Below are 21902 nucleotides of genomic sequence, written 5' to 3'. Positions count from 1 at the left end.
GAGTGCTGGCCGGCTGTCCTGTGACATCGAAGGTTGACCGTTTGCCGTCGAAGGGCCACGGGCCTTGAACCGTCTCGGGCGCAGAGAGAACCTTACTGCGCCTCGACAAGGTCATCCCATCTGCGTCTTGAGGTGGTCGACCACCTTGTTGAACTCCTTCGTCGGCGAGAAATCGACGTACTCGCAGTCCTCGAGGGCTTCCGGCGCATGCCCTGGCGGCCAGTAGAACGCCTGCCCGGCCTCATAGATCTCGTCGCCGTCCGCCGTCCGCATCTTCAGCCGCCCCTTGAGCAGGTATCCCCAGTGAGGGCACTGGCACAGGTTGCCTGGCAGACCCGTGAGGGCCGGCGCCATGTCCGCGCCCTTGGGGAACCGCACGAATGCAGCGGACATGTCGCCTCCGACTTCTTGAAGGCGCAATTCCACACCACCGCCCTCGATCACCACAGGGGCCACGGTTCGCGTCGTCGCCGTCATGGCTGCCTCCTCGTTGGGGTTCGCCGTGGGAGCCGAGGAAATGAAACGTCGGCCTCTTCAGCAGGCTAGGCATGACGACTGCGGTGCGCGACATGGGAGAGGCTGAGGTGACCGCCTGACAGCTGTCCTCGCTCAGCAGCCAACCTCAGATGGCAATCGGTCAACCGTCGCTGTCACAGGACACCGGCCACCGGCGGGGCAGCTCCGGCGATGGGTGGAGCGCCGGAGCCGGGGACACCGACCCTGCTTCGCGGGCTGCTGGTGACAAGACGAGCGCCGCCCTGGTGACAACCACCGTGCTTCGCCAGATCGATGTCGCAGGTCAGCAGGGGCTGATGGTGACACTTATCGTGCTTCGGCTCACTGGTACGGAGCAGAATCAGGGTAGGAATTCGGAGGATAGCTTCCGTATCCGTGCTGCTGGTTGAACTGGGCCTGTTCCGCCGCCCGACGCCGCTTCGCGCGCAGGACCAGAAGCAGGGGCACGCCGATCACGATGAGTACGCCGAGGCCGGCCAGGACCACGCGGGCGATGATCGAGCTGGTGGTCAGGCCGCTTGGTGAATCAGCGGACGTGGAGGCCGGGGGCACCGCGGTCTCGGATGCGGGCATGGTCAGTGGGCCGTTCTTGGAGCCGGCCGGAATGTTCTGCTGAAGGGCGGCGAGGGGGCGGATGTAGCCGTAGCCGTACTTCTGGTCGGGGAGCTTCAGGCCCTTGGCCGAGGCGGGGAGGCCGGCGGTCCTGGTGAGGCGGTTGACGATCTGGCCCGCGGTGAGGTCGGGGAACTTCTCGCGCAGCAGGGCGCAGGCGGCGGAGACGTAGGCGGTGGAGTCGGAGGTACCGGTGCCCATGCCGTAGCCGTAGGAGTTCGTGCTGGTGGAGACGACGTGGTAGCCGGGGGCCGTCAGCAGGACATTCGTACCGGAGTTGGACTTTTCCCAGATCTCGTTGGCTTCCTTGACCGCGCCGACATTTACTACGCCTGGATAGCTTGCCGGGTAGCCGATGGCCTTGGTGCCGCTCTTTCCCTCGTTGCCCGATGCTGCCACGACGATCACGTTGTGCTGAAGCGCGTACTGAATCGCCTTCAGTTCCTCGCCGCTGGAATCTACCGGGCCCCCACCCTCGGAAATGTTGATGACCGATGCACCGTGGTCCACCGCGTATCTGATCGACGGGGCGAGGCCGCCCGTCTGGGCGCCGTCATCACGGAGGGGCAGGATCTTTGCCTGGGGAGCAAGTCCCTTCACGCCGTCCGCCCCGTTGGGACCGTGGCCATGGCCGGCGATGTCGCCGGCCATGGATGTCCCGTGGTAGGCGCCTGCAGCAGGCGAGGCGTCGGAGTCACCGTCGATGAAGTCCTTGCCCGGCAGGACGTTGCCCTTCAGGTCGGGGTGGGAGGCGTCGACGCCGTTGTCGATGACGGCTACGGTGACGCCCTTCCCGGTCGCGACCTTCCAGACCGCCTCGGCGTCAAGGGCATGGAGCGGCCATTGGTCCTGCCTCACCTGGTCTGCCGCTGCTGGTGACGCGGCGGCGAAGACCAGCGCTCCCACCGCTGCCGTACTGCCTGCCATGCGCAGTGTCCGCGTGAGGCCCATGCCGTGTATCCCTCTTTCGTCCCGCCGGGCGGAGCTCGCGCAGTGGATCAAGCGAGCCCCACTTCATGCTGTCTCGGTCGTGTCTACTCGATGACCCGCGGGGTGTTGTCCCGCTTCTGTACCCAGGTCTCCTCGTCCTCGACGAGGTAGTCCGGAACCTGCTTACCGTCCTTCTTCCTCCGGTCACGGCCCGTGCCGGCCGCGCCCGCATGTCCGGCGCCCGACAGGCCCGCCGCCTTGCGGCCCTCCGTCGTACCACCACGGCTGCCGTGCAGACCGGAACCGGCGCCAGTCCTGGTGGAGGGGGTGCCCTCGGGCTCGCCCATCACCCCGCCCTTCGTACGGGCCAGAGGGCCGCGGCCACCGGACTGCTTACCGGGCGCGGGTCCTGCCCCCGCTCCGGCTCCCACACCGCCCATACCTGCACGGCCGTTGCCCGCCGCAGACCCTGCACCGGAGGAAGCGCCACCACGCGCCGAGCCAGCTGCAGGGGCGCCGGGCGCGCCCGGGAAACCTTCTCCTGTTCCGGCCCCCCAGCCTCCCCCGCCGGCGCGGCCACTGCCTGTACCTGCATGGGCGCCGCCGTCACCGACCGCAGTCCCACGGGGGCTGGTGGGCCGCAAGGCCGTCCACATCCGTGCCAACGCCGGAGGACGCGGACACCTGGGAAGAGGAACCGGCACCTGCGCGGGCAACGCGGTTGGGGGCGCTGGGAGACGTCGTGATGGCCGACCGGCCCGAGCTGCTCGACGTCCCGCTACTGACAGGAGCCCGGCCCACCAACCTGGGGCCGCTCTCGGTCGGGATCGCCATGACCGGGACCGGCGCCGTACCCCCAGGGTCACCGGGGTAGTCGTTGTTATCGTTCGTGGAAGGAAGCGGCCTGCGATTCCAAGACCCCATGTTCTTGGTCTGCGTCGCGTACGCCGCCCCCAGCTCCTCCATCTTCGCGGCCGCCTGCAGCTGGGTCTCCTTGCCCGCCGAGAGGTCGTCGTCGTACTTGTCCAGGGCTTCCTGGGCGGTCATCCCGGCGCGCTGGTCCGCCTGGTAGCCGCTGTCGTCGTGCGAGAGCCCGTCCGCGACGAAGTCGAACCCCCTGGAGAACGCCCCCGGCTCCTCCATGTCGTCGACCGCGGTCTTGGTGGTCTCCAGCACCGTGGCCGCGTTCTCCATCGCGGTGGAGGTGTACTCGGCGTACTTGGCGCCGTCCTCCATCTTCTTCGCGATGATCTCGGCCTGCTCCTTGAAGCGGTCGGCGGCGTCTCCCTCCCAGTGCTCCAGGACCCCGTACACCGCTTGCAGGAAGTCGTGCCGGGCCCCGCCACCGCCCTTCTCGCCCACCAGGTCATGGTTGACCTTGAGCCAGCCCCGGGCTACGTCGTGAACGTCGCCCGGCTTCGCGTTGACGACCATGGCCTTCATCTGGTTCAAGGTCAGGTCCGCGAACGGCGTCGTGGCCTTCTCGTTGAAGCACATCCCCGCGGGGACGTACTCGTACGTGTAGCCGTCGTCGCTCTTCTTTCCGCCCGAGCTCATGACCTGCCCCCGTCCGACAGCGCCGACGTGATCTCAGCTTCCTGGTCCTGGTACGCGCCGTGCGTCTTCTTCGTCTTCGTCCCGAATTCATCCATCAGGCCGTGGATGTGGGCGACGATGTCTTCGAGGTGCTGCTTCATCTCCGTGTGCGCCAGGTGGAGATCGTTCGCCTCGGCGAAGTGTTCACTGCCCAGTGCACCGGGCGGCAGGTATGTCTGGTAGCGCGCCTTGGAGGAGGTGTTGCCCAGATTCGAGATAACTCCATTGAGTTGTCTGAGCACATCCTCCAGTGCGCTCAGATCGACTTTCAGTCCGCCGCTCGCCACCGCGAGTGCCCCCTGTCCCCGTACGACCGATAGCGCGAGCAACTCTATCGGCCGCATCAGACAGCGCACAGCGGCCAATTCCTGCCCTTGGCTTATATGAGAACAGGGGATTTGGGCGGCGGGGACAGCTGGAACCGAGGTGGAGCAGGGACTTTCAGGCTCCGCCGGTGCCAACACCCAACCGGTTCCATATGACGTTGGATGACCATTCGTACACCGTCGTTGTGGACAGGGAGGACGTCGCGGGATGACTTGAGCGCCGACTGGTACGGCTGGTACAGCCCCTGGACGCGGTCGACGGCCCGGCCCCGCGTGCGATGCGCGTGCCCTCGCGTCGGCTATCGGCTTGCCCGCCCGGCCGAGCTGCAACCCACGGTCAGTGCAGCGCTCCGGACCCGCCCCAACAAAGAAACCCGCCCCTGGAAAACCAGGAACGGATTTCTCTCGGAGCGCCGGGCAGGCCTTGCACCTGCATCTCCCCGCAGGAAGCGGGACGTCTTTCCTTGGACCACCAACGCATCGCGTTTCACCCGCACTTGGGTGCCGCGCTCAAGATCGACTGTACAGCACCGGCGACTTGGGCCACAAGATCACGCCGCCCCCCCGGCTCGGAACGCGGCGCCGGAACGCTCCGACGCCGGCCGAGCCGCCGAGCCCCCTCGTCAGTCGAAGAGCCCTTCCACGATGTCCTTGATGGCGTCGCTGCCGACCTCGTCGGCCGACTCCTCCGCGATCTCCTCGAGCATCTCCTGGAAGATGTCGTCCATCTCCCCCACCCCCTTCTTGTCGCCATCACAGACTCGCGCGTGCGCGGGATGGTTGCGGTCTGGTGTGGAAACGTTCAAATCTCCTCCATGACGGCGGTCGCAGGGCGCCGACGGCAATTCAGTGGCCCCCACGAAGCGACACGTCCACGCTGGTGTCCGTGACAACACCAACGACACCCACCGCGCCCAGATACGAGATCCGCGCGGCGCACACGGACACCACGATCACCGTTTACCAGGCGTACGCACCCGCAATCGGCATACCCGCGGCCAAGGAAGGCCGCTTCCCCGCGGCCTGGAAGCGGGACCGGATGACCTGGATCAAGCCGTCGTTCCTCTGGACGATGTACCGCTGCGGCTGGGCCACCAAGGAAGGCCAGGAGGCCGTCCTCGCCGTGGAGATCACCCGCGAGGGCTTCGAGTGGGCACTGTCACGCGCCTGCCTGTCGCACTACGACAAGGACCTCCACTCCGACCCTGCCGCTTGGAAGCAAGCGCTGAACGAAGCGCCGGCACGCGTCCAGTGGGACCCCGAACGCGACCTGCACCTCCACCCCCTGCCACACCGATCCCTCCAACTAGGCCTCACCGGCGAAGCCGCGCACCGCTTCGCTGACGAGTGGATCGTGTCCATCACCGACGTGACGCCGCTGGCCCACGCGGTCCATGGGCACGTACGGGACGGGGACCTGGATGCGGCCCGGGGACTCCTGCCAATTGAACGCGCCTACCCGGTGCCTGACGGGTTCTTGGGGCACCTGCACCGATGAGTCGTACTCGCGTATCGGACGGTGCTTGGGCGCGATGGGGAAAGTGCAGCTTGTCAGCCCAGCTACTCGGGCCGCTCTGGCGGCCACGTGGCTGTCGCCCCCGATAGCGGTCTTCTTGAGAAGGGCCCGTTCGGCGTCGGGGTGGGTGAGCTCTCGACAGAACTGGAAGCCCTCGAACTGATCAGAAGCCGTGCTCCGGGCTTGCGTACGAAGGACTCCCGATCGCCGGGGAAGCCGTGACCGGAACGCAGGGCGGCCTGAATGTCGCCGATGGTCCGCAGCGGCAGCAACGCATGGACGGGTGTATCCGAGTGCTGTGCGCTCACGATCGTGCTCCTCGATGCCCTGTGTTCTACAGGGAGCGTCCTACAAGTGGCCCTGCTGCGCGGGACCGCTTCGGGCTCGCTGGCTCCTTCAAGACCTGAATGAAGGAGCGTCAAGCCTCGCCGTCGACAGTGATCACAACCTCTTCCGGGCGCTTGGAGTCGCGTACGAGAGCCCGGTTCTCGATCAGTGCGCACTCGACGCATTCCCCACCGGCCCCGTTGCTGTACGAGGAGGTGAACCAGGCCGGGCCGTGGGCGTGGCTGGGCTTTGGCGTGCTCAAATTGCGTTCTCCTTCGACATCGACACGATGAGCGTTGCAGAACGTTGAGAGCTCACAGTTGCGGCACGCAGGTCCCGCTGCCTGGACTTCCCGTGCTGCGTCGCCGCCATGAGGCAGCATTCGCGAGCTGAATTGAACAGGTCCTGCGTATGAGTGCGATAGCTCACCAGTAGTTGAGTTCGCCATCGCCCGTGTAGGTGGGACGCTGGCCCACCCATGTGATGTCGCTCTCTGGAACCGCAATCAGCTCGCCGTCATTACCCACTACGTAGCGTGATCGGTACGCCTTGCTTGGTGGCGCGACGTTGAACGTATAGCCGACCGCCTTACCGTTGTGGTCCCACTCGGCGGGTAGGGGAATGCGGTACTGCTTCCCCTTGGAGTTCACCAGAAGGTTGGCTTTGAAGGTACAGGCTCGCGTCCGCGTGGTGAAGATGATCCGGAACTCGCGGGCATCCCCCTTGTCCAGTGCGACCTGGGCTGTGTACGGCGCTCCGAGGCTGAGCCCGTTCACCTTGCGGGTGACGGGACGGTTGGAGTCGACGTTCATGCCCATCTCGACCGAGGAAGCTCCCTCACCCCCGTCGCCGATGCCAGGTGGTTGGAGCAACGTGCCTTTCGGTAGAGGTCGTTGGCAGTCGACGTCGTGCAGTTTCAGGGCCTGGACGAGGACGGTCGTCTTGTACTGGCTCTCGACGCTGACAGCTACCCCAGTTGAAGACAATGGGGTCCAGTTCTTGGTAAGCCAAGCCCAGCTGGGTACGGCTGCTCCTCCATCGTCGTTGAAGGGCTGGCCGTTGAGCTGGTCGTTGCCGTACGACGTATCGCTGACATACCAGGTCGGGCCGTAGTACGTAGTGCCCGGAGATAGCTTGAGCGGCAGCCCCGCCTCCAACGCGTCTTCCTCCTTTTTCTCCTTCCGGTCCTCGGCGTCGCTCCGCCTTTCACGAGCCTCCCCCTGAAAATCGGGGATCAAAGCAACAATGGTGGCGACGAGACCGATTGCGCCGAGCAGGAGCCCTCCGATTGCGATTAGTTCCGCACGTCTTGCACGGCGTTCGGCCGCGTCGACGGCGTTCTGCGATGGAGCAGCGGGCGCTGGAGTCGAAGGGGCCGAGTTGGGTACCGCGTCGGAAGGGGATCTCAGGGGCGGCTGACTGGCCGTTCCTCCAACAGGCGTCGGGAGGGGAGTGTCCCCGCCTTGTGGCGCAGATGGGCCACCCTGGGATGGCAGGGCGGGCGGTGTGGGCGGCGTAGGCGAGGACATCCGACCTCCAGGATGCTTTCGATTGTGAACGGTGCGCCAAAATAGCCCAGTTCAAGGGAGCAACGAAAGCGACCAGGGGACGTTCTGGCCGATGTTGGCCGGGGCCTTCCGTGCAGCGCAGAAGTGAGACCGAGGTGGTCGAAGGCGATCATGAATCATCTCACCGACGCAGCCAGGAACTCGTTCCATGCCCTGGCCGAAACCGCGATACAGGGACCCTCAGGCCGCTTGGAATCACGTATCAGTACGCCGGTCGGCACGAAGACGGCCTCGACACACTCGGTCGCGTTGCCTCCGCTGTACGACGATTTGAACCAGGCGGGGTGATCACTGGGTTCGGGGGAGACGGGCATTTACAGCTCCTGGCGGACGCGTTGGATCAGGGCAGAGGAGGCCTCCATGTCCAACGCTTGTGCGCGGAGGTACTCGAACGCAAGTCTGTATCGGTCGAGCTCCTCGTCCTTTTCCAGAAAGAGGGAGCCCGTGTGGAAGTCGACGTACACCACGTCGAGGGCATGCTCAGGGCCGCCGATGATGACGAAGCTTCCCAGGGCGGCAGCATGGGCCCCCTTGGAGAACGGCAGCACCTGGAGCGTGATGTGTGGGGACTCGTTCGCTTCCAGCAGGCGGCCGAGCTGATCCTTCATGATCTGCGGTGAGCCGACGACACGCCGGATCACCGATTCGTCGAGGATCGCCCAGAGGCGGAGCGGCTTCGCCCGATTGAGGATCTCCTGACGCTTCATGCGGATGTCGACCAGCCGCTCGATCTCCGCTGTCTCCAGGGGCACTTCGTTGGCCTTCTGAAGTGCTGTGCTGTAGGCGCGGGTCTGCAGAAGGCCGGGGACGTACACACAGGAGAAGTGGCTCTCGCTCACCGCTTCGTCCTCAAGCGTGAGCAGCAGGTTCATGCTCTCCGGGATGGAGTCGGCGAAGGAACTCCACCAGCCTTGCTGCTTGGCATCCTTTGCCAGTCCGACAACGGCCTGCCGCTCGGCCTCAGTTGCCCCGTACTCACGGCAGAGAGCGTCGACGACGATCCACTTGACCGGCCCGGCCTGGGTCTCGTACCGGCTGACCGTGGCCTTCGAGACTCCGACGAGCTGCCCCGCCTCTTCGAGCGTCATGCCTCTGCGGGCTCGCAACTTGCGCATCATCGCGCCTAGTTGGCGGCGTCGCGTGGTGGTTCGTTCGGACATTCGGCTCCTTTGCCGGGTGCCGGGCGGCGGCCCGGTCATCGCCATCAGGCTAGGCAGCGGGGAAGCGTCCCCACCATCAGATTCACTCGATGGATTCTCGTGAGAAGTTACATGGAGAGATTTCTCTGTGCCATGCTCGCTTGCAGACCGCTACGCAATGCGGCCGGACGGATACGGCGGGCGCAGCATCTGCGTGGCTTGGGAGGGAGGAGCGGTCATGAATGGCTGCGAAGACACCGAACCCCGACTCCGCTGCGTGCTGCCCTTCGAGGCGGTGGCAACGGAAGTACCTCTGCTCCGGAGAGCGGCCGTCAAGCAACTGGGCCGCTGGGGCATGCCCGTCGCCGTGGACGAGGCCGAACTGCTTGTCACCGAGTTGGCGACAAATGTCCTCAAGCATGTCGGCGAAGGTGTGTCGGCGACCTTGATCCTCGAGTGGAGGGGCGAGCGGCTGAGGCTCGAGGTACACGACAAGAGTGATGGGATCCCAGTACTCCAGGCGGTGGAGTGTGACGAGGAGTGTGGTCGGGGACTGCACCTCCTCGCGGCGCTGGCGGCGGACTGGGGCACGGTCCTGACTGCGGCCGGCAAGGCGGTCTGGTGTGAGATCGCGCTTGGTGCGAGGCGCACATGTCGGCGTATCGAGCGAGCGGCCGAAGCGATCGAGAACTATCAGGGTGCTTCCGGTGCTATCGGTCTCCAAGGGAGATGGCGAGAAGCCGACCTCGAAAAGTCGGCGATCGAGTTGATTGCTGACCTGCTCCACTGGACCGCTGCCCAGGGACACGACCCGGACGACATCCTCGATCGCGCACAGATGCACTACGAGGCCGAGATGAACGCGGCTTGAGAGCCTGCTGAAGATCTTGCAATCGTGCCCAGCTTGCGCCGCTCCAGGTCGATTGACATCTACCGGCAATCCAGGGTGATCCGGACCGTCCAACAGCTACTTCGGAGACGCTGAAAGCGTCGTGGGACGCCGATACATATCGGCGTCCCACGGTCGGCCGGATGTCAGTTGTTCAGTATGTGCGCGAAGAACCCCAGCCGCGCGTCGTCCGGGGTGCCGACGAGCAGCGCGCGATCGAGCAGGATGTTGTTGTGCTCGCAGCTCGTCTCGGGCAGCATCGCGCAGGCATGGCACGCCGCCAGATTCGCACCCCCGGTGCCGGACGACCGCGCCTCGATGCACAGCGGGTCGGCGGAGCACCAGGTGGCGCGCCGCAGTGCTGAGCCGAGCGCCTCGGCGAGACGCTTGGGCTCCCCCTGGGCCACCACGCCGCCGAGACTGCCGGCGGAGTCGCTGGTCGCCGTGTAGATGAGGAAGCCGGCCATGGTGGCGTCCGCGTACAGGCGCTCGCGCAACGCTCCGGCCGGGTAACCGGCCTCCAGACTCCATTCGTTGATCAGCGCGTGCGCCAGAGTGTGCAGCAGCACCATGCGGGGCGTGGCGGGCGAGACAGGTACCTCCGCGGGGTTAGCAGCCCGTTCCCTCAGCATGCGGTTGTGGTTGGTGCGTATGCGCTCGACGCGAGCGGCCACCGCGACCGACTCGGCCCAGTCGTCCAACCGGTTCTCGTCGAGGCGTATGAAGACGCCCTCGCCGTGCACTTCCATGGCGGGGAGCCAGTTCGTCGGTGCCAGGGACAGGGCGGCCTCGTGGCCGTCGGAACTCGACTCCGGGTCCGCGATGCGGGTGAACGCCTTGAGCGCCCGCACCTCGCGCAGGCGCTTGACCAGCATCGGCCTGCCGACGCCGAGCGGGGCGAGGATCGAGGGATCCGAGACCGGCGGCTCGCAGATGAACTGCTCCTCGCGCCCCTTGTCCCGCAGGGCGTTGCCGGAGCAGAGCCGCTCGTACTCCTGGCGGCGCAGCACCTGGTAACGGCTCACCGCACCGGCGTCCGAGTTGCCGTCCGGCGTCGGGTCCTCCTCCTGCTCGGCCTCCAGCAGGTCCATCACCGTGTCGACCGAGATCGAGTCGTCGCCCTGGAACGCTCCCATGAGGTAGATCTCGATCTTCTCGCGGGACGCGAGCGAACGCAGATTCTCCCAGTGCTCCGAGAGCTTGTCGGCGATACCGTCGCTCCACGGAGGGATGGACAGGGCGGACCTCAGCACCGGCTGCCAGACCGCCGACGAACCGCGCTGGAGCGTACGCGGCGCCTGTGTGCAGAACTCGGCGGGCGCGTCCTTGAGCCAGGGCTGCCGGCCCGCGCACCGCACCCCGAGGTCGCTCAGGACTGAGCGGCGGAAGGCGCCCTCCATGGACACCTCCGGCACGCCACACGTGCACGAGATGAGAATGGAACGCAACGAGGCGCTCTGACCGGAGAAGCGCATGCCCATCCGGCCGCCACACCGTCCGACCGCACCCTCCTCACGGTTCTTGCGGTGAAGCCACTTCCAGTAGGGGAAGTCGTCGAGGTGCCCGTCCTCGCAGGCCATGACGAATCGGGACGGCACCAGCGGCTCGTCGTCGCAGTCTGTGCAGACGTTCTTGCCGACGGGCGGGTTGAAGCCCCGCACATGCTGCAGGGACTGGCATTTCGGGCAGGAGTGCCACAGCGGGAACCGTCGAACGCGTACCCCGTCCTTGCTCGTGTCCTCGGAGGCCGGGGGCAACCGAAAGTGACTCACTCCCAGGACCCGGGCGAGACGGTGCTCGTAGACCTTCGGCGCCTCGTCGTCGGCCCAGCTCCGGTCGGCCTCGTCGAGGCCGGAGACGATGAACGACTCGTTGTCGACTGCGATCAGTGATCCGACACCGTACGTGGTGATCATCTGGGAGCGGCGCACCGAACCGCGACGGGGGAAGGCCAGGCGGGGAGCGGGCGAATTGCCGTCGGCGCCGCGTCGGCGCCGCGCGGGGGGCGGGGTCATCGGGAAGCCTCCATGAAGAGAGCGGACTCGGCGTCGACGTCGCGCAGGCTCCACAGGGTGGACCAGGCGTCGGCGCCCTCGGACTCGTCGTCGAACGGTTTGAGCAGGGCGGGGGTGGGCTTGCCGCGGTGGGGCACGTACAGCAGTCCGCCGTGCGCGTCCGCCTTCTCCTTCCACCACTTGACGAATTCGTCGAAGGCGTCGGAGGTGTCCTGCAGCTCCTCGGGGGCGACCTGGGAGACACGCTGCGTGAACAGCGGCTTGATCTCCGCGTGGATGCGATCCAGGTAGGAGTCGATCCGACCGGCGGCATCGTTCGCGCGGGCCTCGGGGATGAGGATGCGGACCAGGGCCACGACGACGGCGTGCAGACCGCGGTCACGCGACCGGGCGGAGAACGGCGTCACGGACGTGGACTCCACCTCCCGATAGAGCGCGGAGTGGAAATGGAGGAAGTTCTCGTAGTGCGAACGGTCGCGGGAACGGGTGGAGTTGAGCATCACGGCGACCAGGCCGGGATGGGCACGGCCCACGCGGCTGGTGGCCTGGATGTACTCGGCCGTGGTCTGGGGCTGGCCCATCACCGCCATCAGGCCGAGGCGGTCGACGTCGACACCGACGGCGATCATGTTGGTGGCCAGGAGGACGTCGCGAACGTCGGGATCCGGGTAGCGCTTCTCGATCTCCTTGAGCCGGGCGGGGATCAGGCTCGCGTCGACACGGCTGGTCAGCTCCGAGTAGCGGTTGGAGATCCGTACTTCGGTTCCGTCACGGTCGGCGAGCAGCCGCAGATAGTCCTCGACGTCGTCGTTCACCTGGAGCTCGGCGGCCGAGAGCAGGCGGAGGCTGTTGAAGTAGCCCACCAGTGTCCAGTACGCGTCCCGGACCTCGTCGCTCGTGTCCGCGCGCATGGCCTGGTGGAGCAGGGCCGCGTACGTCCGGATGAGAAGCGTCGACTGGCTGGTGCCGGGAGCGAGCAGCCCCACGTAGCGGCGACTGGCCTTGGCCTTGCGGTCGGTCTCCACGGCGAACCAGGAGTCCCGGGCGTCCAGACCGGCCGGGGGGAACTGACGTACGTCCCGGTCGAAGAGGTGCAGTCCCTGCTCGGCCGCGCGACGGATGGTCGCCGTGGAAGCGATCACCTTCGGCTCTTCGGCCAGGGCGTCGACGGCCGTCTCGTACAGGCCGGTCAGCGTTCCCAGAGGCCCGGAGATGAGGTGGAGTTCGTCCTGGACGATCAGCTCGGGGGGCGGAGTCGTGTCGCCGACGCGGTCCCGGTTGAACAATGCGGCGGTGTCCTCGCGCCACGGCATGGAGGCGAACTTGTCGACCGTGGCGATGACGAGCGTGGGGCGGGCCTCGTAGATGGTCTGGTCCACCAGGTGCACGGGCAGCCCGGAGGCGAAGTCACAGTCCGGGCCGGGGCAGCGCACGTCCATGCGGACGTCGTCCTCGTCCACCGAGTAGTTGTGGGCGTCCAGCGCCGTGCCGCACCAGGGACAGGCGTGGAGCTGCACCGGGTTCTCCGTCTGCAGGCTCTGCCCTCCGCGCAGCTTGACCAGCTTCTCGCCAGCCGTCTTCAGGTCGTTCGGCGTGGCCGACTTGCCGACCCACATGCCGATGGAGATGCCCTCTGCGCCCAATCGGTCGGGGGCGCCCCGGCGCATCCGTTCCATCGCGCAGATGAGGATCGTGGCGCGCTCGAACTGCTGGAGGGTGAGCAGGCGCAGCGTGTACCGCATGAGCACCGTGACGCCACCCCCCCTCGGTCCCGCGGCGCAGCCGGCGAAGGAACGTGGTGAACGCGATCAGGCCCAGGTAGGCCTCTGTCTTGCCACCACCGGTGGGGAACCACAGCAGGTCCGAGACCTTGCGGTCGGGATGGTTCGGCGCGTCGATGCCGCACAGGCACAGAAGGATGAACGCGATCTGGAACGGCCGCCAGCGCTGGGTCGACAGATCGGGCTTGCCCTTACGGCCGCCCTTCACCCAGGCGCTGCGCGCTCGCTGCTCCGCCATGGCCCGGTTGGCCAGCCGAAAGGCCTCCATGACGTCCGGCTTCTCCGCCAGGATCCGGATACCCGCGCGCATTCGACCAAGGGCTTCGCGGCAGATGTCGAGCTGTTCCCGCGCGGGCTTCTCGTGGGTCGTCCCAGTGAGCGCGACGGCCTCGGTGGCCTTGGCCTCGATCCACTGCTCGTAGCCGCGGGCCAGACCGCGCAGCGCGGCGAGCACCTCCGCGTCCGGGCGCTCGGCGAGACCGAGCATGCCGAGGGCCGAGCTGTCGATCTCCGGGTTGGAGTCGGTCAGCAGCACCTCGTGAGTGGGCAGGAAGTCGGAGCGGATTTCACTGATCGCGGCACGCTCTATGTCAGTCAGGCCGACCGATGGCGGCGCCCAGTCCCAGTGGGCGGAACAGCCGTGACCCACGGCGAAGGTGGGGGCATGGCGATACAGCAGACGACTGATGGCCAGCTCCGAGTCGACGGCGGACAGAGCGGCGGGACGTTCGACGAAGGCGGACGCGCCGTTGGCCGCCCGGACCCGGAGGCCGGGCTGGAACAGGGCGAACGCGTCCTGGAGTTCCTTCTCGCCCACGACATGCGTGTTGATCAGGGTGACCGTGACGGTGACCGTCCCGGAAGGCGCGCCGGCCGGTCGTACGAGGACGTGCAGCTGTACACCGTCGGCGAGAACGGGAGTCGGGTGGAGAGTGCCCGGCCGGGTGACATCGACCCTCGTGTCCGGCAGCTCCAGTTCTCGGCGTCGCCAATGCTCGCGTTGGCCCGCCGTCGACCGAGCCTCCGCCCGCCGCGCGGACACCGGCCGGCCCTCGGGGTCCACAGGGTCGTATACGGCGGCTCGCGCGGAGATCACGATCTCGGGACAGATCTCGGGTGCCACGGCGAAGGTGAGCCCCATGGCCGACGGGCGGCGGTCACCCGAGACCGGAGGCTCGCCGGAGCCGTCGGTCTCCTCGGGGCTGTCGTGGCCGAGCAGCGGGGCCTCGTCCAGCCCCTCCTCCTCGGCGGCGTCCTCCGACACACGCCGCTCGGCCTCGCGATCGGCGGCGCTCGGGAACAGCACGCCGATCGGGTAGCGGGTGATCGGGGCGTCCTGGGTGAGTACCTCGACCGGGTCGTCGCCCGCCTCTACATCCGGTCCGAGGAGCTCGCGGCGCAGCCGCGCCACGAGCTCCTCACGGACCCGATAGTGCTCGGCATGCGTTCCCGTTCCGTGCGTCATCCTTGTTCCTCCCCGGCGCGCTCGCCGCGTCGATACCGTCCGATTCCGGTGATCCGAGGGGCGATCCACACCCCGTTGCCGCCGAGCCCAGCGTTGACCCCAGCCGCGGTGCTGCCCGCCACCGTCTCCAGCGTGTCCACGCGCAGGCCGACGATCTCGGTGGGCCAGGTGATCTCCCACGAGCGTGAGACCGCTTCCACCGCTCGAAGGTCTCGGCGGAAGCGCTCGGAGACCTCGCCGACGACTCGGTCGCGGTGGACCAGGTCGTAGGGCGGACTCTGGTCCGGCCCCACAGGGACCGGATGACGCATCCGAAGCGTCACCGCATCACCCGGACGAACGTGCTCCAACAGGTAGGTCTGCGTCTCGAGCGCGGACCCACCTGCCTCGTGCGAGTCGGGAGGCTGCTCGCGGTGGATGTCCTTCGCCATTGCCTGGATGCCGTAGCGCGCGAATTTCTTCCAACCACCTCGGTACCAGCGCCCGGTGGGGCGGTGTCGGCGGATGGCCGAGGTGTCCGGACCCGCCACGGGGTACAGGTCCTCGCGGGCGCGCGTCATGGCCACGTAGAGAGCTCGCGCCTCGGCCGGCACGTCGAGATCTTCGTGTGCCTTCCGCAGCTCGGCGATGGAGGGGGGCGACAGCAGCAGCACCCTGTCGTACTCCAGGCCCTTGGCCCGGTGAACCGTGGAGACGATCAAACGAGCCGATTCCGGGTCCGCCAGCTCGTCGGGGAAGCGCCCCTCCGCCACCAGACGCCGTACGGCGGAGACGTCGACGAGGCCGCGGCCGGTGCGCCGGGTCGCGGCACGCAGCGACCGCCAGCACCGCTGCGGCTCCACCCCGGGAGCCAACGGGATCTGCGCGAGCAACTCCAGGAAGCGAGCTTCGGTGAGCGTCAACGACTCTGAACGACGCAGCAGTTCGGCGACCCAGTGCGGAACGGGACGGTCCTGCAGTGAACGTTTCAGCGCGTGGTCCACCCCGTGCTCGTGCAGGAGCTCGGACACGGCGAGCGCCTGACGGTTGTCACGGGTCAGGATGGCGCAGGTGTCCGGGAACGTCTTCAACGCGTCCAGCATGAACCCGTCGGTCAGGTTGCCGAGGTTCGGCAGGTCGAGAAGACGGTCGCGCAGTTCGGTGTGGAGCTGCGCGGCCGCGGCCTCCTGGCCGTCGGGGGAGGCGGCCAGGTTCTGCAGCCGAGAGCCGAGGGGGAGCGCGGTGCGGGCCTGGTCGCTCCTTGCCCGGAAGTTCTCGGTCAGGCCGAGCTCGACGAGATCGTCGTAGGACTCCCGGAGCCAGTCGAAGAATCGATCCGTCTCCTTCGCTCGCTCCGTCGGGTCCTCGATCTGAAACCCGTAGATGCCCTGGGCGGAGTCGCCGACCACGGTGAATCCGCACGAGCGCTGGAAGCGGTCGAGCAACGCCTCCACCAGGTCGCGACGGTCACCCACCAGGTCCTGAGCCTCGTCGATCACCACGTGTGCGGGAGCCCCGAGCTCACCGGCCTCCACCGCGCCCTTCTCGAGCGCATCCGTCGCCGCGCGGATGCGCTCGTCGAAGCTGCGGGCCGCCCACTCCTGGTCGGGGTGGGCCCGCACGAGCAACTGGTACGCCCACGAGTCGAAGGTCTGGACCCGCACCCTGCGGGCGCGGTCGCCGTGGCGGGCGATCCGGTCTCGCAACTCACGTACGGCGGCGCGGGAGAAGCTCAGGACGAGGATCTCGCCCGCCTCCAGCGCCTCTTCGGGGTCCTCGTGACCCACCAGCGCGTCGAGGCGCCGTACGACTGTGTGGGTCTTTCCGGAACCCGCCCCGGCGGTGACCAGGAGGCGGGTGTCCCAGGGGAGGGCGACGACGGCCCGCTGCTCGTCGGTGAGCGGAGGGCTGTCGTCATAGGGGGCGGTCACTTGCTGCTCCACAGGTGCTCGAACTGGGTGAAGGCCAGGGCGGTGTCGAAGTTCTCGATGTTGTCGCGGACGTTGAGGATCAGGCAGGTCTCCTTGCCACCGTTGAGGCGACCGCGCAGACCGCGGCCGATCATCTGCTGGTACACGTTGGGGCTGTACACCGGGCGGGCGACGACGACGGCTCGGGTGGCAGGAGCGTCGAAGCCCTGGGTGAGGACGCCGTAGTTGGTGAGCACACGGGTGCGGCCCGTCCGGAAGTCGTCGATGCGTCGGCGCCGGTCGATGGCCGACGTGTTGGAGTCGACGGCGGAGGCGGTGATGCCACGGTCGCGCAGCTTGGCCGCCAGGTACTTTGCGTGGTCGACCGATGTGGCGAACACCAGCACCGGCCAGTCCTCCGGCATGGCCGAGATCTCGGCCACGATGCGTGAGCTGCGGTCGTGGTCCTTGGCCAGCCGCTGCTCGGCCGCCCTGGACAGAATGCTCATCTGTTCGGCGTACTGCCTCTCCTCGGGCTGCAGAGTGATCGTGCCGCCTTGCAGGAGACGGTGCTCGACCTGCGCCAGCATGCCGAGTCGCTGCAGCTCGGCGTACGCGTCGCCGCCCTCGAAGACGCCGTCGTCCAGACGCCTGCCACCGAAGCGATTGATCAGACGGCGCGTCTCGTCCTGGTTGGTGTTGCGGAACGGTGTCGCTGTGAGCCCCAGGAGATGACGGTCGGTGCGGGAGGACGTCAGGCCGAGGCTCTTCAGGATGTCGGTGTAGCGGGGCGTGATGGCGGTGTGCGCCTCGTCGATGATGACGAGGGCCGGGTCGCGCAGCCAGGCGTAGGCATCGGCGGCGAGGCAGGTCGGCTGCTGGAGCTTGGCATCCATCGCGACGACCAGCTGCGGTCGGTCGGTGACGGGAGCTGCCTCGTTCGTCGACCACAGACGGTTGATCGCCAGAGGGGTCTCCGCTCCGACCTTCTCCCATACGAACTTCCAGCTCTGTACGGCCTGTTCGCACAGCTCCTCGGTCTGGGCGATCCACAGGATCGGCCCGTCGAGCCGGCCCACCTGCTTGACCCAGCGGATCACCGCCTCGGCGGTGACACGCGTCTTGCCCGCGCCGGTCGGCAGGGACAGCATGCCGCGCTGCGGGACGATGCGGTCCAGCATGGTGAAGACGTTGGCGGCCAGTCGTTCCTGGTAGTCGTGAAGGCGCGGGAAGTGACGCGGCCCGTCCACGTCTATCCGCGGCTCCAACGACGGCGCCCGGAAGCCGGCGAAGGCGTCGGGGAAGCGGAGGTCCGCCACGAACGCCACTGCTGTGGAGGCGCCCCTGAACGACGTCGGGGCATGGCTCGGGTAGAGGTTCTGCAGGTCACGGGCGTGTTCGTGCAGGATGCTGTCTCCGTGCGCGTTGAACGCCATCTGCGCGATGCGATAGCCGTCGGGCTCGGCCCCACTGTTCTCCGCGCGCTCACCGTCCATCAGTCCGGCCGGCAGACGGTCCCGCAGGGTGTCGGCGCCCAGCAGCAGCAGGAGCTTGGCCACCACGTCGTCGGCCTCACGTACGGCCTTCAGCGCGCTCTTGACCTTCTGGTCCTCCTCCTGGCGCCGCTGCGCCTCCAGAACCTGCCGGCATCCGGCCTCTCCCATGCGCCAGCGCAGTTCACGGTCCACGGCCATCAGTGCGCCAAGGGGGTCGGCGGGTTCGAGCACGAGGATCGTGGATCCCTGCAGGCTGCTGTTCAGCGTCGTGGGGCGCATGCCGTTGGGGGTACGCGTCACCTCTTCGAGAACCTTGCACCGCTGCAGCGTGTACTGGTCCACCTGCGAGCCGCGCATCTGCCGCAGCGTGGGGTACGCCTCCTTGAGGGGGACCGGCTCGCCGGCGGGCTCATGCCGGGTCTCGCGGCTGATCACGTCGGCGTACGGCAGCATCCCCCATTGCTTGACGAGCAGCGCGGCGTCCTTGGTCGACGAGGCCAGCAGGGCGGGCAGCCCCTCGGAGCGCAACGCCCGATACTCCTCCTGCGACGAGGCGACAGCGATCTCACCGTCGGGTCGGGTGCCCCACTCCTCGCCGATGCGGCACCGCGTGAGCGAGTCGTCGGGAAAGGGCACCTCCAGGCGCGTCAGGAGCACGTACGTGTTACCGATGAACACGTCGTCCTCGCTGTGCTGGAGCTTCTCCAGGAGCTGGTCCCAGAAGGCGTCGGGCACGTTCTCGACGCTCGCGGCCAGGCGAAGCTTGCGGGCCTTCTCGGCGCTGATCCGCGCGACCGGCAGTACGTCGCTGTACGCATCGAGCTGGGGGCCGACCGCCTCGCCGACCGGGCGGATTCCCTGAGAGGTGGGGACGAGACCATGCCGCTTGAGCATCCAGCGGATCGGCGAGGCCACGGCCTTACGGGTGCTGACCTGCGCTCCCACCTGTAGCGTCCAGTTGTCGACGAGGGCGTCGTCGGACAGCACCTTCAGGAAGTTGGCCCGGGCCTCGTTCGAGAGTTCCGGCAGCAGGTGCAGCGGTCCGCCGACCGCGGAACCCTCCAGCTTGATCTTGGCGAGCGTCGGACGGGAGGCCTGGTTGGGCAGGGTGGCGCAGTACGCCTTGTGCATGGCCTCGCGGTACTGCTCGAACCACGCTTCCGCCTCGGGGCGATGTCCCCCCGTGGGGCGGTCGCGCAACCCCACCTCGCGGAAGAAGGCCATGTCGTCGGAGTGGAACCGGGCGTCGACGGCGACGCAAGCGTCCGACTCCGGCGTCACGACCGGGCCCGGCAGCATGCAGTCCCGCATCGGACGGAAGCGGCCGTCCGAGGTGCGCACATACAGCGTCGAGAGCGGCTCGGGTACACGCCGGATCACCTCGTGGGACAGGTGGCTGCTCCCGGCCTGGTGGAAAAGCTCCCAGAACCGGGTCCATTCCTGCGGCCCGTACGAGGCGAAGCCCTGCTCGAGGACGCTCACGAAGCGACCTCGGACGTCGGCGTCCCGGATGCCGAGCACGGACAGGGCGCCCGCGAGGGACGGGTCGTCGGACAGAGCGGTGTCGACGTACACGAGGGACTCGCGCAGCCCGTCCTGGTCGGTGCGGCGAAACACCTTGCCGACGACCGGGGCCACCATGCCGTGCTCCTCGGTCAGCACGATCCGCGTGGTGCGCGCGTCGTTCGCGTACGGGGAGGACGACTGGACCATGTCGGCGACGATGCGGACGGCGGTGGCGGAGGCCTCGGCGGTGCCGTCGGCGACCAGTGCCTCCAACCACTCGCGCACCGTGGCGCGTTCCCGCTTGGCGGCCTTGAGGATGTGGTCCAGCTTGCCGGCGCGGAGATCCGTGGCCTCCACGGACGGATGCAGCCAGTTCGTGGGCCGGCCCGGGTACGAGCTCCACAGGGTCAGCCAACGGACCAGCGACTTGTTGTCCTTGCCGAGCGACGGGTGGATGTGCAGGTCGCGCGGCACGCACAGCCGCCCGTCCTGGTCGGGCAGCGACGGACGCTGGGCGGTGGCCTCCCAGATGTGCTCGGTGAGATAGCGGTCGGCCCAACTGACCGTCTCCGACTCACGAGCACGGCCGGGAAGGAGCGGAAGGTACGCGGCGGGGTCCTCGACGTGGGCCAGCTTCGGAAGGGACTCGAGCACCAGCCGGGCGGCGATGCGGATCATCTCCTGGTTGAACGGGGAGGAGTCCAGCAGGTTCTGCCGGTCCTCGTTCGTCTTCCAGGCACCGTTGAGGATTCCGCTCAGCGTCATCTCGTACTTGGTCGGGAAGAACGACCAGAACCGGCCCCGCCCCCGGGGCGAGGACATGAGCCCGGCGGCGTCCTTCTCGTACTCGCGCACGGCCCACGAGATGTCGAGGGCGACCCGGTCGTGCAGTTCGCCCGCACTGGAGCGGGCGGCGGCGGTCGGCTCGTGGGTGAGGGTGAACACCCGCCATCGGTTGGCCGAGGGGTGCCTGCCGGGGCGCTCCTCACGGACGGTGTGCAGTTCCTGGTCTCGTTCGACGGTGAGCGTCCGCCGTACGACAGGCCGCGGACGGCGGTCCTCCAGGATCACCTTGGCCACGTGCGGCGAGAAGAGCTGGAACCCGAGGGGGAACTCCTCCCGGCCGCCGGCCGACTGCCCTCCGTGCATGTCCTGGCCGAGCCGATCGGCGGCGCCGTCGAGCAGCGGAAGACGGACGACGGTGGTGGCCCAGGTCAGCAGTTCGTCGAGTACGGGGTCGGCGGCGCGCTCGGCGGCTTCGTCCAAGGGACGGGCCATGCGCAACACCGGAGCCTCGAACTTCTCGCCGAGCCGGGCCGTGACCTCGGGAACGGCGCGGATCCGCGCGTGGGCCCACTCGCGGTCGAAGCCGAAACAGCCGGTGCGGCTGAAGAATTGCGGGGCGTCGGTCACGACGAGCACGGATTTCACGCCGACCCCGAAACGACCGATCTGGCCGCCGCGTTTCCGCGACATGCTCATCCGGAGAATCGTCTCGGCGCCTTCGGGAGTGACGGCCGATCCCTCGTTCGCGCAGTAGAGATAAGTATCCGTGAGAACGACGTGGGCGCAGCCGCCGGGCTCTGCGGCGATCTCGTCCGCGGCGTTCTGGACGAGTTCGAAGAGCTGCCGGTCACCGTATCCACCCTGGGTGATCCGCCTTTCTCCGTTGGCGTGTTCAGGTATGAGGCCGGGATCGACGGCGTACGTCCTGAGAACACGGGAGGATTGATCGACCACGGTCTTGATCACAGGGGTCAAGTCAGAAGACATGGGACTCCGGTCCTGGGGTGAAGGCCTGGCGGGAGGGGCGGAACGGTGCGCTGTTCGGACCGAGGCGGTCCCGATGTGACTCCCGGTCATATATGTGTCGACGTGTGGGTGTGGAGACTGACGCGGCTATCGGGACGGCGGTTCCCGAAACGCGGCCTCTGTTTTTCGGTCGGCGAGACGGCGAGTCAGCGTGTATTACGCACGAGGAGGGCTGGCGAATGAAGTTGGGTGCGCGAAGACAGATTTCCGCACACCGCTGCCTGTGCTGCCGTCGGGAGATTTAAAACGAGAAGACGGCACACTTCAACCAGGGCTTCGGAGAATCGTTTCATCCGATGCGGGTGGGGCCGCTGGAGTAGAAGGTAGCGGGCCGCGTCGGGGGCGCGCAAGGCTTCCGAAGGGGTGCGCGGAGGGCGAAGAAAGGGGCAACCCGGATGAATCCGGGTGAAGTCTGGCAGCGTGTAATGCCTTGAAGGTCGGGCTCTCTGTCAAAGACCCTTTGACAAGGGGCCGGTTGTCAAAGGCGCGGGTAGGGTGGCCTCGCTGTCCTACGCAAGT

14 protein-coding genes and 1 pseudogene are annotated in these 21902 nt (G+C 67.5%); 2 read left to right on the top strand and 13 right to left on the bottom strand.

Features of this window, described 5'->3' with window-relative positions:
• Nucleotides 1-111 precede the first annotated feature (111 nt).
• From QFZ74_RS11825 to QFZ74_RS11805, 5 genes are all read right to left on the bottom strand, one after another.
• Nucleotides 112-477, bottom strand: a complete 366-nt coding sequence (locus QFZ74_RS11825; protein WP_307620766.1) for a hypothetical protein — start codon at nt 475-477, stop codon at nt 112-114.
• A gap of 360 nt (nt 478-837) precedes the next feature.
• The gene (gene mycP, locus QFZ74_RS11820; protein ID WP_307620765.1) at nt 838-2055 is read right to left on the bottom strand and encodes a type VII secretion-associated serine protease mycosin; all 1218 of its coding nucleotides are present in this window, start codon (nt 2053-2055) and stop codon (nt 838-840) included.
• A gap of 107 nt (nt 2056-2162) precedes the next feature.
• Nucleotides 2163-2405 (bottom strand): hypothetical protein, encoded by a 243-nt coding sequence (locus QFZ74_RS11815; protein WP_307620764.1) that lies wholly within the window; start codon nt 2403-2405, stop codon nt 2163-2165.
• 259 nt (nt 2406-2664) lie between these two features.
• Nucleotides 2665-3615, bottom strand: coding sequence for a hypothetical protein (locus tag QFZ74_RS11810; protein WP_307620763.1), 951 nt, complete (start codon nt 3613-3615; stop codon nt 2665-2667).
• Entirely contained in the window at nt 3612-4010 is a 399-nt protein-coding gene (locus QFZ74_RS11805) for a hypothetical protein (protein WP_307624125.1), read from the bottom strand. Before QFZ74_RS11805 ends, QFZ74_RS11810 begins: the two co-directional genes overlap by 4 nt.
• Nucleotides 4011-4866: 856 nt before the next feature.
• Between QFZ74_RS11805 and QFZ74_RS11800 the strand changes: the two genes are divergently transcribed.
• Entirely contained in the window at nt 4867-5478 is a 612-nt protein-coding gene (locus tag QFZ74_RS11800) for a DUF4291 domain-containing protein (protein WP_307620762.1), read from the top strand.
• 436 nt (nt 5479-5914) lie between these two features.
• Here QFZ74_RS11800 and QFZ74_RS11795 read toward each other — a convergent pair whose 3' ends face one another.
• The 4 genes from QFZ74_RS11795 to QFZ74_RS11780 all read right to left on the bottom strand — a co-directional run bounded on the left by QFZ74_RS11795 (nt 5915) and on the right by QFZ74_RS11780 (nt 8551).
• Entirely contained in the window at nt 5915-6085 is a 171-nt protein-coding gene (locus QFZ74_RS11795; protein ID WP_307620761.1) for a DUF397 domain-containing protein, read from the bottom strand.
• 163 nt (nt 6086-6248) lie between these two features.
• Nucleotides 6249-7061, bottom strand: coding sequence for a hypothetical protein (locus QFZ74_RS11790; protein WP_307620760.1), 813 nt, complete (start codon nt 7059-7061; stop codon nt 6249-6251).
• Between the two features lie 446 nt (nt 7062-7507).
• A complete protein-coding gene (locus tag QFZ74_RS11785) occupies nt 7508-7705 on the bottom strand; it encodes a DUF397 domain-containing protein (protein WP_307620759.1) in 198 nt (65 codons plus the stop codon).
• Complete coding sequence (locus tag QFZ74_RS11780; protein ID WP_307620758.1) at nt 7706-8551, bottom strand: helix-turn-helix transcriptional regulator; 846 nt, start codon at nt 8549-8551, stop codon at nt 7706-7708.
• A gap of 217 nt (nt 8552-8768) precedes the next feature.
• Here QFZ74_RS11780 and QFZ74_RS11775 point away from each other — a divergent pair, with 217 nt between their 5' ends.
• Complete coding sequence (locus QFZ74_RS11775) at nt 8769-9401, top strand: ATP-binding protein (RefSeq protein ID WP_307620757.1); 633 nt, start codon at nt 8769-8771, stop codon at nt 9399-9401.
• Between the two features lie 164 nt (nt 9402-9565).
• Here QFZ74_RS11775 and drmB read toward each other — a convergent pair whose 3' ends face one another.
• The 4 genes and pseudogenes from drmB to QFZ74_RS11755 form a co-directional block, all read right to left on the bottom strand.
• A complete protein-coding gene (drmB, locus tag QFZ74_RS11770; protein WP_307620756.1) occupies nt 9566-11434 on the bottom strand; it encodes a DUF1998 domain-containing protein in 1869 nt (622 codons plus the stop codon).
• Nucleotides 11431-14680: pseudogene (locus QFZ74_RS11765) on the bottom strand (helicase-related protein). Before QFZ74_RS11765 ends, drmB begins: the two are co-directional and overlap by 4 nt.
• Nucleotides 14677-16590: a UvrD-helicase domain-containing protein gene (locus QFZ74_RS11760; protein ID WP_307620755.1), complete on the bottom strand. Its 1914-nt coding sequence runs from the start codon at nt 16588-16590 to the stop codon at nt 14677-14679. Before QFZ74_RS11760 ends, QFZ74_RS11765 begins: the two are co-directional and overlap by 4 nt.
• Nucleotides 16587-21344, bottom strand: coding sequence for a DEAD/DEAH box helicase (locus QFZ74_RS11755; RefSeq protein WP_307620754.1), 4758 nt, complete (start codon nt 21342-21344; stop codon nt 16587-16589). Before QFZ74_RS11755 ends, QFZ74_RS11760 begins: the two co-directional genes overlap by 4 nt.
• Between the last annotated feature and the right edge of the window lie 558 nt (nt 21345-21902).

Source organism: Streptomyces sp. V3I7 (genome assembly GCF_030817495.1).
GTDB lineage: Bacteria > Actinomycetota > Actinomycetes > Streptomycetales > Streptomycetaceae > Streptomyces.
Note: the sequence above shows the minus strand (reverse complement) of the source record. Positions and strands in the feature narration are given on the sequence as shown.

Excerpts from the sequence above, each read along its gene's own strand:
- QFZ74_RS11780 (WP_307620758.1), bottom strand. The coding sequence starts at position 8,551 with ATGTCCGAACGAACCACCACGCGACGCCGCCAACTAGGCGCGATGATG.
- QFZ74_RS11815 (WP_307620764.1), bottom strand. The coding sequence starts at position 2,405 with ATGGGCGAGCCCGAGGGCACCCCCTCCACCAGGACTGGCGCCGGTTCC.
- QFZ74_RS11785 (WP_307620759.1), bottom strand. The coding sequence starts at position 7,705 with ATGCCCGTCTCCCCCGAACCCAGTGATCACCCCGCCTGGTTCAAATCG.
- QFZ74_RS11825 (WP_307620766.1), bottom strand. The coding sequence starts at position 477 with ATGACGGCGACGACGCGAACCGTGGCCCCTGTGGTGATCGAGGGCGGT.
- QFZ74_RS11810 (WP_307620763.1), bottom strand. The coding sequence starts at position 3,615 with ATGAGCTCGGGCGGAAAGAAGAGCGACGACGGCTACACGTACGAGTAC.
- mycP (WP_307620765.1), bottom strand. The coding sequence starts at position 2,055 with ATGGCAGGCAGTACGGCAGCGGTGGGAGCGCTGGTCTTCGCCGCCGCG.
- QFZ74_RS11755 (WP_307620754.1), bottom strand. The coding sequence starts at position 21,344 with ATGTCTTCTGACTTGACCCCTGTGATCAAGACCGTGGTCGATCAATCC.
- drmB (WP_307620756.1), bottom strand. The coding sequence starts at position 11,434 with ATGACCCCGCCCCCCGCGCGGCGCCGACGCGGCGCCGACGGCAATTCG.
- QFZ74_RS11775 (WP_307620757.1), top strand. The coding sequence starts at position 8,769 with ATGAATGGCTGCGAAGACACCGAACCCCGACTCCGCTGCGTGCTGCCC.